The organism is Pseudomonas parafulva (assembly GCF_002021815.1).
Lineage (GTDB): Bacteria > Pseudomonadota > Gammaproteobacteria > Pseudomonadales > Pseudomonadaceae > Aquipseudomonas > Aquipseudomonas parafulva_B.
The window spans coordinates 1,715,320-1,728,378 of sequence record NZ_CP019952.1 but is presented as its reverse complement, the minus strand read 5'-3'; the positions used below and the strand labels follow the sequence as shown (position 1 = coordinate 1,728,378).

Genomic DNA, 13,059 nt, shown 5'->3' with positions numbered 1-13,059 from the left:
TTTGTTATGAGTACTCATGCGCTCGCTGCCGTCATGGAGCGTCTCAAGCAGCTGACCGGTACCCACACTGATGCGGAGCTTTCACGGGCGTTGTCGATCAGCCCGCAGACCTTGAGCAGCTGGAAAGTCCGCAACAGTGTCCCATATTCGTTTTGCGTAGAGATTGCCGTACACTATGCGTGCTCTCTTGACTGGTTGCTGTTGGGCAAGGGCCAAGCTGCTTTTTTTGCTCAAGAAAACGCTGAGTGGGAGTCGGATCTGCTGGGGCGATTGCGCACTCTGTCCCCCACTGACCGCCAGGCCATCCTGCTCGTGATCAAGGACAAACAACGGATACAGCTGCTGGAACAACGATTGACCGAGCTCAGTAAGGGTTCTGGCAGTAGTGCCCCTTAACCCCGACGGCGCCAACGCTGAATCAGCTCGCGCGGATCCAGCGAATCCAGCCAGACCATGACCTTCAAGCTGATGGGAATGACCACGACAGCGGCGACGAAGGCCGACATGCCAGGGGTCAGCAAAGGCGCGATGGACGAAATCAAGGGTTCGAACAGATGCCCTACCCCAACCGTCACGAACACCAGCAGTATTTTCTTGCTCAATGTAAGCCGCTTGGCCGTGTCGGTGATCAGCCGATCTCGAGCCGCACTGACCAGCAACGCGCCAAGCAAGGCGGCAAACAACACGCTGGCTTCGGCGCTCAGCAGCTCCATGACCGCCTGGAATTCCCCCCCTGCGTTAAGTCGTTCAGCCATGACGCACACCCCGGCGTGGTGAGCGTACGTAGGGCAGGCCCAGATAGAGCATGATTGCCGCGTCCACAAAGCACAGATAACAAATCCGCAGCGCGCGCCCATGGTCATGCCCGCACACATCATCCAGGCGTCTGTAGCCCAGGCTTCGCAACGCGACGCGCCAGTTGGCAAACTCGCGAGCGGCTTTGATCACGGCGCAATGAGCAGCTACCTCGATTGCCGCATCCCCCGTGGTTCGCTGCAACTTCAGGCGCTTGCGCAGCCCGTTCAGATCAATGCGTGGCCAGAATGGGTCATGGCAGTCGCCAGCACGAGCAGTGTCTTGATGGTTCATAAATCACCTCACGCTTCGGCCAAAAGGCCATAACGAATAGCCTTGATGACTGCCCCTACCCGGGTAGGCACATCGAATTTGCGCATGATGTTGGATACATGAAAATTCACCGTCGACTCCTTACAACCTAGTATCTGCCCGATTTCCCACGAGCTCTTACCGTAGGCGCACCACAGCAGTACCTGGTGTTCGCGGGGCGTCAGGCGCGCGGGGGCGATTGGGGAGTCGCCGGTAGGCGCGCCTGTGGGTTTAGCTGAGACGGATTGTTGTGGACCTCTTGGATCGGTAGCCATGTTCGAACTCCGGGTAAGTGACGACCGGCGATGCTGCCGGCCTGCAGTCACCTTACGAAGCAAGTACGCGCCTACTCTAGCGGCGGGCTTTGTACGGAAACTTCATACAATTGCGCGCCTTGGAAACCCGATGAATTCGCCGACTTTCGACGTGCTCCGAGCGCCATCTCGCTCGTCTCAATGCTGATATTCGTCCGCCATCTATCTGGAGCCCTACAATGCGTTGCGTTTTGTCCCTTACCCCCTGCGTGGGTATGCTGGGTGTGTTCATGGCCGCCCAGCCCGCGCTGGCAGCGGCGCCGGTCGAACTGGGCCAGGTGCTGATTACCGAGGAGGAACAGGACGACCTGAGCGCCGCCAGTGAGCGCTTGCGGGCCATACCGGGCGCCAGCAACATGGTGGACATGCACAGCATTGGACAAGGCCGCGTGGCCAGCAATCAGGACGTTCTGGCCTACCAGCCAGGGGTGTTCGCCCAGTCGGCAGGCAACGATGGGATCAAGCTGTCGATCCGTGGCTCGGGCATCAACCGGGCACCGGGTGCGCATGGCTCGGGTGTGTACACCCTGTTCGATGGCCTGCCCCTGACTGGACCAGGTGGCACGCCCTACGAGCTGTTCGAACCGTTATGGTTGAGCCGCGCCGAAGTGCTACGGGGGGCCAATGGCTTTGATCAAGGTGCCCTGGCCCTCGGCGGCGCGATCAACTATGTCACCCACACGGGCCGCGATGCCGCGCCATTGCAGATACGTTACGAAGTGGGCAGCCGGGGCTATCAGCATCGGCACATCAGCTCGGGCCAGGTGCTCGGTGGCCTGGATTACTACGTGGCCCTTACCGACGTCGAGTACAACGGCTATCAGCGGCACAGCAGTGGCAGCGCCAGCGGTATTGCCGCCAACATCGGCTACCGCTTCAACCCGAACCTGGAAACGCGGTTCTACCTGCGTTACCGGGAAACCGAAAACGAACTGGCCGGCCGCCTGACCAAAGACCAGATCAAGCACCACCCGCGGGCAGCCAACCCAAGCTACCTGGCTCGCGATGACAGTCGCCCGCAACCGGGCAGCACCTGGGTGGGCAACAAAACAACCTTTTACCTCGATGATGACGCCAAGCTTGAAGCTGGCCTGGTGTACCACGATTACCCCATGGACCTTCGCGAAGGGCCCATGCGCCTGAAAGTCGCCTATACCGACGTCAGCGGCACACTCGACTACAGGCGCCGCGATACGTTGTTCGGGCGTGAAAGCAAGTCCACTATCGGCTGGCGCACCACCAAACACCTGCCCAACAGCGGCGCGTCGCAGTTTGCTCGTAACGGCCATGTATTCGCAGACCGCACCCGAGACTTTACCTACCAAGGCTCAGACACCGTGTTGCACGTGGGTAACGACCTGGAGCTGGTACCCAATGTGTGGCTGACCACAGGCCTGGCCGCGATCTATACCCGCCGCGAGAGCGACGTGACCTACCCTGCCCAGGGCGGCAAGGTGTCCCTGCACGACTGGGACTATGCGCCACGGGTGGGCCTGCGCTACGACATACGCCCCGACCTGCAGGTATACGGCAACCTCAGCCGGTCGGTAGAACCGCCGCACCCTTGGTCATTGATCTGGAGTGCGCCAAGCGTTGGCGGCAAGCAGATTCAACCGATCAAAATGCAGAACCAGACCGCCACCACGCTGGAGGTGGGTGCGCGCGGCGAGTCCACGGTCGGGCGATGGGACCTTGCCTGGTACTACTCCCAGGTACGCCACGAACTGCTCGCGGTCGAGGTGGTGCCGAACTTCACCTCGGAATTCAACGCCAGCGCCACGGTGCATCAAGGGGTGGAGGCCGGGCTGGACAGCACCCTGTGGGAACAGTCTGGCATGGGCCGCCTGAGCCTGCGCCAGGCCTATACCTTCAGTGACTTCCATTACCGCGACGACGAAAAATTCGGCCACAACCGCCTGCCGGGCATCCCCATGCATTACTACCAGGCCGAGTTGCGCTTCGACTGGCCCAATGGCTTCTACGCCGGGCTCAACACGCAGATGGCGTCCAAGGTGCAAGTGGACTACGCCAACAGCTACCACGCCGACGATTACGCTACGCTCGGTGCCCGTCTCGGTTGGGACTCGCCGCAGCGTGACTGGCAGACATGGCTGGACCTACGCAACCTGACCAACAAACGTTACGCGGCGACCGTTACCCCAGGCTTCAATGACGCAGGGCGCGACATTGCCCGCTCGACCCCGGGGGAAGGCGCTGCGGTCTATGCCGGAGTGTCCTATACCTTCCATTGACTGCCACAATCGAGCATTCTCTGGCTGACAAACATTGCGCCGGCCGGCTGGCCCGCGCAATGTGGCGCCGCCTAGCCCACCGTCATACGGACCGATTGAGCTTCACCCAAGAGGCAAACTTGTCGATGAAGCCCTGCAGAAACGGCCGGGTTTTGTCGTTGAGCTTGCCTGACTCGTCGAACAAGCTGGCAGCGCCGCCGATGTAGGCCTCCGGCATCTGCATGCACGGCATGTCCAGGAACACCAGAGACTGACGCACCGAATGGTTGGCACCAAAGCCGCCGATCGCGCCTGGCGACACACTCGCCACGGCTGCCGGTTTACCGCCCCACGCGCTTTGCCCGTAAGGCCTTGAACCCACGTCGATGGCATTTTTCAGGCAGCCTGGCATGGTCCGGTTGTACTCTGGCGTGACGAAGAGCACCGCATCGCTGCCCTTGATGTCCTCCCGAAAGCGTGTCCAGGCAGTTGGCGGAGCATCGGTTTCCAGGTCTTCGTTATACATGGGTAAGTCGCCGATCTCGACGATCTTCAGTGCCAGGCTAGACGGCGCCAGCTCAGACAGCGCGCGGGCCACCTTGCGGTTATAGGAATCCTTGCGCAGGCTACCGACGACGACGGCAACCGAATAGACCTGGGTCATGGCAATCTCCAACTTCACGTTTTCAGGGACGATGTAGTTATAGATGACCGTTTTGCGCGGCTTTGGTTTTTTTCCTGGCCGCGAAAACTTCCCTTGCCCTTGGAAGGTCTACTGCTACAGACATTTCCTACGCAATTCAGAGGGTTCCACCCAAATGGCAGCAGTAATGGTCGGCCAATTCCATGCCCGCGACGCCGAAGGCCGTATTTATCCCGTTCACGAGTTCCAGGAATCTACCCTGCAACTGGACGGCAGCACGACCGGCGCACCTATCACTACTTACCGCCTTGCCATCGGCGACCGCGTCAACTACCTGGGTGAAAATCGATTCGAGCTTGCCCGCACCGGTGTCGAAATCATTCGTATCCCATGACAGGGAGACAGTACTAGCCTGTTGCTACTCAATCATGTTTGTACCGATTTTGCGGGCCTGGATTGAACAGCAACGGGCCGTGACTTTTTCAGTCCGCTGACCGCTCGGTCAGCGCCTGCCAGAGCGAGGGGCCGCCGGCGGACTTTGCAATCGCTGCAAGACGTTCGGCATGTGATTCCAGCTCATCCGGTGTGGCCAGAATGACCCGGCCTGGCGCACGTCCGCTGATGCGGCGTATGTCAGTTCCACCACTGCCCTGCCCGTTTTCGTCCGAATCGCTGCCGTGCCCTGCCAACGACAGGCTGGTCTGGCCGCCGGTCATCGCCAGATAGACATCTGCCAGCAGCTCGGCGTCGAGCAGCGCGCCGTGCAGTTCGCGCCCCGAGTTGTCGATATCGTAGCGTTTGCACAGGGCATCCAGGCTGTTGCGTTGCCCAGGATGACGCGCCCGCGCCAGCAACAAGGTGTCGAGAATGGTGCAGTGCTGGGAGAGGTCGGCACGGTCCTGCTGCCCCAGCAGCGCGAACTCGTTGTTGATGAACCCCACGTCGAACGCTGCGTTATGGATGACCAGCGTAGCGCCCTTGATGAACGCGAAGAACTCCTCGGCTACGTCGCTGAAGCGAGGTTTGCCAACCAGAAAGGCGTCAGTGATGCCATGGACGTTGATCGCGCCCTCGTCACTTTCGCGGTCAGGCTGCAGGTAGACGTGGAAGTGCCTGCCTGTCAGACGCCTGCCGACCACCTCGACGCAGCCGATCTCGATGATGCGGTGCCCCTCGCTGACCGGCATACCCGTGGTTTCGGTATCGAGGATAACGAACCGCTTGTCTTGCTGTTGCTCCACCTGGGGACTCCAACTTGCATCGCTTACAAAGGTGCGCAGTATAACAGCAGGCCGAAGGCAAGCGCTGTGCCCCCTTCGCACCTGGGATCGAGTTCAGGGCTTCAGGCGCGGGCGCGTACTTCGTCTACGCCACGGTTGGCCAGCTGGTCCGCACGCTCGTTGCCGGGGTGGCCAATGTGGCCGCGCACCCACTTCCAGGTCACCTTGTGGCGGTTGACCTGTTCGTCCAGCAACTGCCACAGGTCGGCATTCTTCACAGGCTCCTTGGCCGCGGTCTTCCAGCCACGCTTTTTCCAGTTGACCATCCACTCGCTGATGCCTTTCATCACGTACTGCGAGTCAGTCGTCAGCACGACCTCGCACTCACGTTTGAGCGCCATGAGCCCCTGGATGGCGGCCATCAACTCCATGCGGTTGTTGGTGGTCTCACGTTCGCCGCCCCACAACTCTTTTTCAACGCCCTTGAAAATCATCAGCACACCCCAGCCGCCGGGGCCAGGGTTGCCCTTGCAGGCACCATCGGTAAACATTTCGACGCTATCGCTCATGTACCACTCGTATTCACTGCTTATCGGGATCGGGGGTCGCCGAGGTGCGGTTGACCTTGGCCAATGGCAACGGCAGTAACTTGCCCATCGGCTCGCGACGCTGGGGCCGCAGCGGCCGCAGGCCCACGACCATCTTGCGCGCCACCAGCACATAGACACCGCCGCCAGCGCTCTGCCAACCGCCCGCCATGCGTTCCCACCCTTGCAGGCGCTGCTGCCAGGCAGGCGAAGCAAGCGGCGGACGATAGCACCCGAAGCGACGTTTCTCCAAGGCAAAGCCCAGTAGATTGAGCCAGTCACCCAGTCGCGAAGGCGAGATGCAGCGAGCCTTGCGCAAAGCGCCACGGCTGAACAGGTGACGCACTCCCCAGCTGCTCCACGGGTTGATCCCGACGACCAGCAGGTGGCCGCCGGGGCGCACGGCGCTGGCGGCCTCACGCAACAGCCCATGGGGCGACAGGCTGAAATCCAGCCCATGCTGCAACACCACCACATCGGCCGCGTGCTCGCTCAACGGCCAGGCTTGTTCCTCGCAGACGATCTCCACCCCCGGCAGCGGTGCGCCGAGGCGCACGTTGCGCTGGACCTTCGGCGCACTGGGCGGGGCATCGGCGCAGGGGCCGTAGTGCACCAGGTAGCCACCGAAGAAGCGCCCCAGCTCTTCCTCCAGCAGCTTCTGTTCTTCGTGCAGCATCAACTGGCCGAGCGGGCCCTGAAACCACTCACGGGCCAGGCTGATCAGCTTGACCCAGTCCGGGTCGGCCTGGGCGAAGGCTTGGTCGGTCATTGTGCAATTCCTCGGAAGGTTCTCCCACCGCGCCATCGCGGCTAAGATGCCTTCATGTGCCAAGCAAGGCGAATCGGATTCCCACCATGATACAGATCGAAGCGTTGCCCGCTTTCTCGGACAATTACATCTGGTTGTTACAGGATACTGCCAAACGCCACTGCGCGGTGGTCGACCCTGGCGATGCCGGCCCGGTAGAACGGTGGCTGGCCGCTCACCCGGGGTGGCAGCTGACCGACATGCTCATCACTCATCACCACAATGACCATGTGGGCGGTGTGGAGCGGCTCAAGGCGTTGACTGGCGCGCACGTACACGGCCCGGCCAACGAGCGCATCCCGTGCAGGGATGTGGCACTGGACGATGGCGATCAGGTCACGGTGCTGGGAGAGGTGTATGACGTGCTTGCCGTGCCAGGCCACACGCTGGGGCATATTGCGTTCTTCAACGGTGGCGCGGCTACACCTGTACTGTTCAGTGGCGACACCCTGTTCGCAGCTGGGTGCGGGCGCATGTTCGAGGGCACTGCCGAGCAGATGCAACCGGCCCTGGCCCGCCTGGCAGCCCTGCCAGCCGAGACCCTGGTGTACTGCGCCCATGAATACACCTTGAGCAACCTGCGTTTCGCCAAGGCCGTGGAACCTGACAATGAAGATGTATTGGAGCGCTTCGAAGCGGTTTCCCGTCTGCGTGCGCAAGACCGCATTACGTTGCCCACCACCATTGCCCTGGAACGGCTGACCAACCCTTTCCTGCGCACCGCTGAAACATCTGTTAAACAAAAAGCAGACGAATGGAAGGGACATTCCAACACCTCGCATGTCGCTGTTTTTGCTGCCTTGAGGTCTTGGAAAGATAGCTTCTGATAACCCCAAGATATATCGCAAGTGGCGGTCAGAGGTTGACCCGGTCCGGAGCGGTTCCTAGAATCGCCGAAATTTTTTGCCCGGATACCTGTGCCCGCCGATGTCTTCCCGAAGCCGCAGAACCTCTCATTCCGTCGCGCTGACGCGCCTGGCCCAGGTCAGTGCGCTCGCGCTGGCCGCCACCTTGGTGGGCTGCCAGAGCACACGTCAGCTCGACGAAGCCGATAGCGTCCGCGCGCACAGCCAGAAAGCGCGAATCAAGCCAAGACCCGCGCCGTTGCTGGTCAAGCCGGTCGAGCAAGCGCCTCGGGATGTCTGGGAACGCATGCGCCAGGGCTTCGTGCTCCAGGAGTACCGCGACGTCAACCCGCGCATCGATCAGCAGCGCCTGTGGTTTGCCAGCAACCCGACGTTCATCGAAAGTGCTGGCGAGCGCGGCAGCCTCTACCTGCACTACATCGTCGAACGCCTCGAAGAGCGCGGCATGCCACTGGAGTTGGCCCTGCTGCCGGCGATCGAGAGCGCCTACAACCCTATGGCCTACTCACGCGCAAGTGCAGCCGGCATGTGGCAATTCATGCCAGCCACCGGCCGGCACTTCAACCTGCGCCAGACCAACTTCTATGACGGGCGCCGCGATGTCACCGCTTCGACCAACGCCGCGCTTGACTACCTAACCCGCCTGCACGACATGTTCAACGGCGACTGGCTGCTGGCACTGGCGGCCTACAACGCTGGAGAAGGCACGGTCAGCCGGGCGATGGAACGCAACGAGAAGCTGGGCTTGCCTACCGACTACTGGAACCTGCCGCTGCCTCAGGAAACCCGTGACTATGTGCCGAAACTGCTGGCGTTGTCCCAGGTGGTTTCCACGCCTGAAGCCTACGGCGTGAACCTGACGCCGATTGCCAACGAACCGTACTTCGAGGCCGTCGCGATCAACGACCGGCTCGACCTGACGCGGGTGGCTGCCTTCGCCGACATCGACGAAGACGAACTCATCCAGCTGAACCCAGCCTTTAAAAAGCGCATGACGGTCGATGGCCCGAAGCAGTTGCTGGTACCCACGGCCAAGGCGCAGTTGCTCTCGGCCAGCCTTTCCAACCTCAACCCCGAGCAGTTGGTCACCCTTCAGCCCCCCAAGGCAGCTTTCGCTCGCGCCGTGGCCGAAGCCCAGGCGCCTGTAGCCGCGCGCAGCTACAAGGTCAGGCGTGGTGACAACCTGGGGACCATCGCCAAGGCCAACCGTGTCTCCATTGCGGACATCAAGCGCTGGAACCGCCTTTCGGGTAGCAGCCTGCGGGCAGGCCAGGTGCTAGCCCTGCGCGGCGGCAAAGCCTCCAGTGCCGCCGCCAACCGGGTCGCCAGTTCGGCAAAACGCACCACTCAATACAAGGTGCGCAAGGGCGATTCGCTGTATCTGGTGGCCAAACGCTTCAATGTCGAGATGACCCACCTCAAGCGCTGGAACCCGCGCAGTGGCCATGCGCTGAAACCAGGCCAGACCCTGACCGTCTACGTCGGCCACTGACCCTGGCGGCAAGGAGACACCCGTACGTGCGCGTACCTGTGTTTTCTTGCCGTTTGGCGCTTGCCGCGCCAGTGCAAACTGTTACTGTAGCCCGATCAAAGCCCAATGCCTTTGGATCGGATGCCGACTTGATACGTCCCCTCCTTCTTACACTCAGCCTGGCCTTGAGCTTTCCCGCCGTCGCAACCGTAAGCGAAAGCCACGGTTACGCGCAGTTCGGCACGCTCAAATACCCGGCCTCGTTCGCCCATTTCGACTGGGTCAACCCCCAAGCCCCCAAAGGTGGCACCTTACGGGCGATGGCCTTCGGTACGTTCGACACCCTCAACCCCTATACCTTCAAGGGTACGAGCCCGGTGAGCACGCCCAACTTTCAACAGTATGGGGTCAACGAACTCAACGAAACCCTCATGGTGGGCACCGGCCAGTACGACCCCTCGGGCGATGAGCCGACCTCCAGTTATGGGCTGATCGCCCGCTCGGTCGAATACAGCCAGGACCGCAGCTGGGTGGTGTTCAACCTGCGGCCGCAAGCCCGCTGGCACGATGGCAAGCCCATCACGTCGGCAGACGTGGCCTTCTCCTTCCGCACACTGCTCAAGGAAGGCCATCCGCTTTACCGGACCAACCTGCAGGAAGTGCAGCGGGTGGACATTCTCGGTCCGCTTCGTATCCGCTTCGTGTTCAAGCGTGCCGGCAACCCGCTGCTCATCCTGCGCCTTGGGGAAATGCCCGTTCTGCCCCAGCATTACTGGCGCACACGCGACTTCAAGGCCACCACCTTCGAGCCCCCGCTGGGCAGCGGGCCCTACAGGGTGACCCAGGTACAGCCAGGCCGGCGCCTGGTATTCGAGCGGGTGAAAAACTACTGGGGCAAGGACCTGGCAGTCAATCGCGGCAAGTACAACGTCGACCGTGTCGAGTACGAGTTCTACCGCGACTCGACCGTTGCCTTCGAAGCCTTCAAGGCAGGCGAGTTCGACATCTACATAGAGCATCAAGCCAAGAACTGGGCCAACGGCTACACCTTCCCCGCCGTGCGGCGCGGCGAAGTGATCAAGGCGCAGATCCCCCACCGCATCCCGACCCAGACCCAAGGCCTGTTCATGAACAGCCGTCGGGCCACCTTCAGCGATCCACGGGTGCGCCAGGCGCTGGGCCTGATGTTCGATTTCGAGTGGACCAACCGTGCGCTGTTCAGCAGCGCCTACCGCCGTTCGACCAGTTATTACCCCAACAGCGAATTCGCAGCCGCCGGCCTGCCCCAGGGCAAGGAATGGCTGTTGCTGGCCCCGTTTCGCGATCAGCTTCCGGCCAAGCTGTTCACCGAACCCTACCAGGTCAGCCGCACGGACGGGCGCGGGATCGACCGGCAGACGTTGCGCAAGGCCCTGGCCTTGCTGGCGGAGGCCGGGTGGACGCTCAAGGGTCAGCGCCTGGTCGACAGCAAGGGCCAACCGCTGCGCATGGAAGTGCTGCTGGTAAACCCCAACCTGGAACGCATCCTGCAACCGTATGTCGAAAACCTCTCCAGCATCGGTGTAGACGCGCGCTTGCGAACCGTGGACCGCGCCCAGTACAAACAGCGACTGGACCAGTTCGACTTCGACATGATTCTGATGACCCTGAACCAGACCCTGAGCCCGGGCCTCGAGCAGTGGCTGTACTTCCATTCAAGCCAGGCGGCCACCAAAGGCAGCAAGAACTACGCCGGGGTTGACGACCCTGTGGTCGATCATCTGCTCGACACCTTGCTGGCGGCGCGCACCCGTGATGACCAGGTCGCAGCGGCGCGAGCGCTGGACCGCGTGCTGTCATGGCAGCACTACATGATTCCCAACTGGTACCTCGACAACCACCGCCTGGCCTACCGCAATCGGTTCGGCTTCGTCACCACGCCGCCCTATACCCTCGGGCTGAACAGCTGGTGGATCAAGACTTCGGAGAAAGCCCAATGACGCCCACGCATTCCTTGCGCCGGCTGGCCGGCAGCCTGTTGCTGGCCTGCCTGAGCCTTCCCGCGCTGGCAGCGCCGCAGCACGCACTCACCCTGTACGACGAGCCGCCCAAATACCCAGCGGATTTCAAGCACTTCGATTACGTAAACCCGGACGCTCCCAAGGGTGGCACCTTCCGCCAGTCCAGCTTTGGTGGGTTCGACAGCCTCAACCCCTTCATCAACAAGGGGGTATCGGCCGAAAACATCAGCATCATCTACGACACCTTGATGCGCCAGAGCCTGGACGAGCCTTTCACCGAATATGGTCTGGTCGCTCGACAGATCGAGAAGGCGCCTGACAACAGCTGGGTGCGCTTCTACCTGCGCCCCGAGGCGCGGTTCCACGATGGCCATCCCATGCGCGCCGAAGACGTGGTGTTCACCTTCAATGCGCTGATGAAGGACGGTGCCCCTCTGTACCGCCAGTACTACGCGGACGTGGCCGAGGTGGTCGCCGAAGACCCGCTCAAGGTCGTGTTCACGTTCAAGCACAAGGGCAACCGTGAACTGCCGCTGATTCTCGGCCAGTTGCCCGTGCTGCCCAAGCATTGGTACGCGCAGCGCGACTTCAACCGCGGCAACCTGGAAATTCCGCTGGGCAGCGGGCCCTACAAGGTGGCCGAGGTCAAGGCCGGGCGCTCGGTGCGCTATGAGCGGGTCAAGGACTATTGGGCCAAGGACTTGCCCATCAACCGTGGTTTCTACAATTTCGACGCCATGACCTTCGATTCCTACCGCGACACTACGGTTGCGCTGGAGGCACTGAAGGCCGGCGCCTTCGACTATTCGCTGGAGGTCAGCGCCAAGAACTGGGCCACAGCCTACAACGTGCCGGCCGTGCGCGATGGCCGCCTGATCAAGGAGGAGCTGCCCAATGGCAACCCCACCGGCATGCAGGGCTTCATCTTCAACATCCGCCGGCCGGTCTTCCAGGATATACGCGTGCGCAAGGCGCTGAGCCTGCTGCTGGACTACGAATGGACCAACAAGCAGCTGTTCAACGGCGCCTATACGCGCACCGGCAGTTACTTCGAGAATTCAGAGATGGCGGCCCGTGGCCTGCCCGGCCCTGGCGAGCTCAAAATCCTCGACCCGGTGCGCAGCCAGGTGCCTGAGCAGGTCTTCACCCAGGACTTCCATAACCCGGTCAGCGACGGCAGCGGGATGATCCGGGAACAGCAGCGCCAAGCCTACAAGTTGCTGCAGGAAGCGGGCTGGAAAATCGTCGACGACAAGATGGTCGACACCAACGGCCAGCCGGTCAGCATCGAGTTTCTGCTTGCCCAGACCGAGTTTGAGCGGGTTTTGCTGCCCTTCAAGCGCAACCTCGCGGACCTGGGTATCGAGCTAAACATCCGCCGGGTTGATGTGTCTCAGTACATCACCCGCCTGCGCTCGCGCGACTACGACATGATTGTCGGCGGCTACCCCCAGTCCAACTCCCCTGGCAACGAGCAACGGGAATTCTGGTCCAGCGCGGCCGCCGACAACCCCGGCAGCCGCAATTTCATCGGCCTGCGTGACCCTGCCATCGACCAACTGGTCGATGGCCTGATCAACGCCGAGTCGCGCCAGAGCCTGATCGACCACTGCCGCGCCCTGGACCGGGTATTGCTGTGGGGCTACTACGTGATTCCGAACTGGCACATCAAGACCTGGCGCGTGGCCTATTGGAACCACATCGGTCACCCCAAGGTTTCGCCCAAGTACGACATCGGCATCGACACCTGGTGGATCAAGCCCGGCACACCGCCCAAGGCAAGCCAGGCCACTGCCGGCGAGGCCAACTGAC

General features: G+C 61.7%; 14 protein-coding genes. 7 read left to right on the top strand and 7 right to left on the bottom strand.

Annotated elements, in window-relative coordinates:
- Positions 1-6 precede the first annotated feature (6 nt).
- On the top strand, positions 7-396 hold the full coding sequence (locus tag B2J77_RS07705; protein WP_058605088.1) for a helix-turn-helix domain-containing protein: 390 nt from the start codon (positions 7-9) through the stop codon (positions 394-396).
- Here B2J77_RS07705 and B2J77_RS07700 read toward each other — a convergent pair.
- Genes B2J77_RS07700 through B2J77_RS07690 form a run of 3 tightly spaced genes read right to left on the bottom strand, consistent with a single transcriptional unit; the run spans position 393 to position 1,382 of the window.
- A complete protein-coding gene (locus B2J77_RS07700; RefSeq protein WP_228385183.1) occupies positions 393-713 on the bottom strand; it encodes a hypothetical protein in 321 nt (106 codons plus the stop codon). The genes B2J77_RS07705 and B2J77_RS07700 overlap by 4 nt on opposite strands.
- Before the next feature lie 34 nt (positions 714-747).
- Complete coding sequence (locus B2J77_RS07695; protein ID WP_078478311.1) at positions 748-1,089, bottom strand: head completion/stabilization protein; 342 nt, start codon at positions 1,087-1,089, stop codon at positions 748-750.
- Between the two features lie 8 nt (positions 1,090-1,097).
- Positions 1,098-1,382: a helix-turn-helix domain-containing protein gene (locus B2J77_RS07690; protein WP_288399204.1), complete on the bottom strand. Its 285-nt coding sequence runs from the start codon at positions 1,380-1,382 to the stop codon at positions 1,098-1,100.
- A gap of 218 nt (positions 1,383-1,600) precedes the next feature.
- Between B2J77_RS07690 and B2J77_RS07685 the strand changes: the two genes are divergently transcribed.
- Positions 1,601-3,673, top strand: coding sequence for a TonB-dependent receptor family protein (locus tag B2J77_RS07685; protein WP_078478310.1), 2,073 nt, complete (start codon positions 1,601-1,603; stop codon positions 3,671-3,673).
- An 82-nt stretch (positions 3,674-3,755) separates the two neighbouring features.
- Here B2J77_RS07685 and B2J77_RS07680 read toward each other — a convergent pair whose 3' ends face one another.
- On the bottom strand, positions 3,756-4,316 hold the full coding sequence (locus B2J77_RS07680; RefSeq protein WP_078478309.1) for an NADPH-dependent FMN reductase: 561 nt from the start codon (positions 4,314-4,316) through the stop codon (positions 3,756-3,758).
- A gap of 154 nt (positions 4,317-4,470) precedes the next feature.
- Between B2J77_RS07680 and B2J77_RS07675 the strand changes: the two genes are divergently transcribed.
- Positions 4,471-4,689, top strand: coding sequence for a hypothetical protein (locus tag B2J77_RS07675; RefSeq protein ID WP_023534782.1), 219 nt, complete (start codon positions 4,471-4,473; stop codon positions 4,687-4,689).
- Between the two features lie 88 nt (positions 4,690-4,777).
- Here the strand turns inward: B2J77_RS07675 and dnaQ are convergent, their stop codons facing one another.
- The 3 genes from dnaQ to B2J77_RS21460 all read right to left on the bottom strand — a co-directional run bounded on the left by dnaQ (position 4,778) and on the right by B2J77_RS21460 (position 6,871).
- A complete protein-coding gene (gene dnaQ, locus B2J77_RS07670; protein WP_230376715.1) occupies positions 4,778-5,482 on the bottom strand; it encodes a DNA polymerase III subunit epsilon in 705 nt (234 codons plus the stop codon).
- Positions 5,483-5,637: 155 nt separating this feature from the next.
- A complete protein-coding gene (gene rnhA, locus B2J77_RS07665) occupies positions 5,638-6,084 on the bottom strand; it encodes a ribonuclease HI (protein WP_058639800.1) in 447 nt (148 codons plus the stop codon).
- A gap of 13 nt (positions 6,085-6,097) precedes the next feature.
- Positions 6,098-6,871: a class I SAM-dependent methyltransferase gene (locus B2J77_RS21460; protein ID WP_058639801.1), complete on the bottom strand. Its 774-nt coding sequence runs from the start codon at positions 6,869-6,871 to the stop codon at positions 6,098-6,100.
- 86 nt (positions 6,872-6,957) lie between these two features.
- Here B2J77_RS21460 and gloB point away from each other — a divergent pair, with 86 nt between their 5' ends.
- The 4 genes from gloB (at position 6,958) to B2J77_RS07640 (ending at position 13,058) form a co-directional block, all read left to right on the top strand.
- Entirely contained in the window at positions 6,958-7,737 is a 780-nt protein-coding gene (gene gloB / locus B2J77_RS07655; RefSeq protein ID WP_078478307.1) for a hydroxyacylglutathione hydrolase, read from the top strand.
- Positions 7,738-7,837: 100 nt separating this feature from the next.
- Positions 7,838-9,268, top strand: coding sequence for a lytic transglycosylase domain-containing protein (locus B2J77_RS07650; RefSeq protein WP_078478306.1), 1,431 nt, complete (start codon positions 7,838-7,840; stop codon positions 9,266-9,268).
- 128 nt (positions 9,269-9,396) lie between these two features.
- Positions 9,397-11,226, top strand: coding sequence for an extracellular solute-binding protein (locus B2J77_RS07645; RefSeq protein WP_078478305.1), 1,830 nt, complete (start codon positions 9,397-9,399; stop codon positions 11,224-11,226).
- On the top strand, positions 11,223-13,058 hold the full coding sequence (locus B2J77_RS07640) for an extracellular solute-binding protein (protein WP_078478304.1): 1,836 nt from the start codon (positions 11,223-11,225) through the stop codon (positions 13,056-13,058). Before B2J77_RS07645 ends, B2J77_RS07640 begins: the two co-directional genes overlap by 4 nt.
- The last annotated feature ends 1 nt before the right edge of the window (position 13,059 follow it).

Bases quoted from the DNA above. Each gene is read 5' to 3' on its own strand.
- B2J77_RS07705 (WP_058605088.1), top strand. From the start codon at position 7: ATGAGTACTCATGCGCTCGCTGCCGTCATGGAGCGTCTCAAGCAGCTG.
- B2J77_RS07700 (WP_228385183.1), bottom strand. From the start codon at position 713: ATGGAGCTGCTGAGCGCCGAAGCCAGCGTGTTGTTTGCCGCCTTGCTT.
- B2J77_RS07695 (WP_078478311.1), bottom strand. From the start codon at position 1,089: ATGAACCATCAAGACACTGCTCGTGCTGGCGACTGCCATGACCCATTC.
- B2J77_RS07690 (WP_288399204.1), bottom strand. From the start codon at position 1,382: ATGGCTACCGATCCAAGAGGTCCACAACAATCCGTCTCAGCTAAACCC.
- B2J77_RS07685 (WP_078478310.1), top strand. From the start codon at position 1,601: ATGCGTTGCGTTTTGTCCCTTACCCCCTGCGTGGGTATGCTGGGTGTG.
- B2J77_RS07680 (WP_078478309.1), bottom strand. From the start codon at position 4,316: ATGACCCAGGTCTATTCGGTTGCCGTCGTCGTCGGTAGCCTGCGCAAG.
- B2J77_RS07675 (WP_023534782.1), top strand. From the start codon at position 4,471: ATGGCAGCAGTAATGGTCGGCCAATTCCATGCCCGCGACGCCGAAGGC.
- dnaQ (WP_230376715.1), bottom strand. From the start codon at position 5,482: ATGCCGGTCAGCGAGGGGCACCGCATCATCGAGATCGGCTGCGTCGAG.
- rnhA (WP_058639800.1), bottom strand. From the start codon at position 6,084: ATGAGCGATAGCGTCGAAATGTTTACCGATGGTGCCTGCAAGGGCAAC.
- B2J77_RS21460 (WP_058639801.1), bottom strand. From the start codon at position 6,871: ATGACCGACCAAGCCTTCGCCCAGGCCGACCCGGACTGGGTCAAGCTG.
- gloB (WP_078478307.1), top strand. From the start codon at position 6,958: ATGATACAGATCGAAGCGTTGCCCGCTTTCTCGGACAATTACATCTGG.
- B2J77_RS07650 (WP_078478306.1), top strand. From the start codon at position 7,838: ATGTCTTCCCGAAGCCGCAGAACCTCTCATTCCGTCGCGCTGACGCGC.
- B2J77_RS07640 (WP_078478304.1), top strand. From the start codon at position 11,223: ATGACGCCCACGCATTCCTTGCGCCGGCTGGCCGGCAGCCTGTTGCTG.